The following is a 1,399-nucleotide window of genomic DNA, read 5'->3' as shown; positions in this document are numbered from 1 at the left end:
CGATTTGTGCATGTATGGATGCCCCCGTCAGTGCAAGTAGTTTCTGAACGGCTCAAGCGTGTGATCGGGTGCGGTCATGTATCAGGCCTTTCTCTGCGGCGCTGACATGGCCGCTGGCCGGTATGGCGATGCGCGGATCAGAAGCAAATCAACAAACCGAGCTCGTTGGCTCCTGCACAAAGACTGCTTTCTCTGACCCGGATCTGATCGATCCTTTGCCCTTACTGTTCAGTGACCTCCTCACACTCCCGACGTGACCCGGGACGGAATGACGCGCGCCCGCGCTTATGCCATCGCCGCCACCGGATTTCGGTAATCCTCCTGTTTCGTCATCATGGCCCAAAGGCCACGCGCCATCTTGTTCGCCAGCGCGATCGCAGCGACCATGCGCGGCTTGCGGGTCAGCAGGCGCTTCAGCCAACCATTGTTCGGGGTGTCAAATCGTTCGACGGCCTGAAGAACTGCCATGGCTCCAGACACGAGAAGCGTGCGAATGTCGCGCTGCCCCATCTTCGAGGTCTTCCCCAGCCGGGCCTTCCCGCCTGTAGAGTGCTGTTTCGGCACGAGGCCGAGCCAGGCCGCAAAATCACGCCCGCGTCGGAAGCTGGCCATATCTGGCGCGAAGGTTTCGATCGCAAGCGCAGTGACCGGCCCTACGCCCGGCATGGTTTGCGCACGGCGGGCCAGATCGGCGTCTTTGGCGGCGCGCTTCATCTTCGCGTCAAGGTCTGCAATCCGCGCAGTCAGACCATCAATTTGGTCCAGATAAATCTGGCCAAGATCGCGAACGCCGTCAGGCAGCACTGTGTCTTCATCGGCGAGCGCGTCTGCGAGCCGCTTGACATGAGCCGGACCTCGTGCCGCCACCAGCCCGTGTTCCGCTAAGTGCCCACGCAAGGCGTTGATCATCTGAGTGCGTTGGCCGACAAAGATCTGCCGTGTCCGGAACAGCATCGCGCGCGCCTGCTGATCTTCCGTCTTCACAGTAACAAACCGCATGGTCGGGCGTAACGCCGCCTCCACAATCGCCTCGGCATCGGCCGCATCATTCTTCTGGCGCTTCACGAACGGTTTCACATAGATCGGTGCGATCAATCGCACGTCATGCCCGAGTTTCTCAAATTCGCGGCCCCAACCGTGCGCAGTGGCGCAGGCTTCCATGGCAACAATGCATCTCGGATGTTGGGCAAAGAACGCGAGCAACTGAGCCCGCGAAAGCTTCTTGCGGAATATGACAGATCCATCGACGCGCGCGCCGTGCAAATGGAAAACGCGCTTTGCAAGATCAATCCCGATGATGGTAACTTCGGACATGGATGCTCTCTCCTTCTGTGATGTCTTCAGCAAACATCACCTTGGCACATTACGATGCCGTCGGGAGGGGGCATCCATGCCATCA

The 1,399-nt window shown here is 59.5% G+C and carries 1 protein-coding gene; it reads right to left on the bottom strand.

Going from position 1 to position 1,399, the window contains the following annotated elements; all coding sequences use genetic code 11:
- Positions 1–285 precede the first annotated feature (285 nt).
- Complete coding sequence (locus tag PUT78_RS23530) at positions 286–1,314, bottom strand: IS110 family RNA-guided transposase (RefSeq protein ID WP_274354638.1); 1,029 nt, start codon at positions 1,312–1,314, stop codon at positions 286–288.
- Positions 1,315–1,399: the final 85 nt, after the last annotated feature.

This window comes from Roseinatronobacter alkalisoli (genome assembly GCF_028745735.1).
GTDB lineage: Bacteria > Pseudomonadota > Alphaproteobacteria > Rhodobacterales > Rhodobacteraceae > Roseinatronobacter > Roseinatronobacter alkalisoli.
Note: the sequence above shows the minus strand (reverse complement) of the source record. Positions and strands in the feature narration are given on the sequence as shown.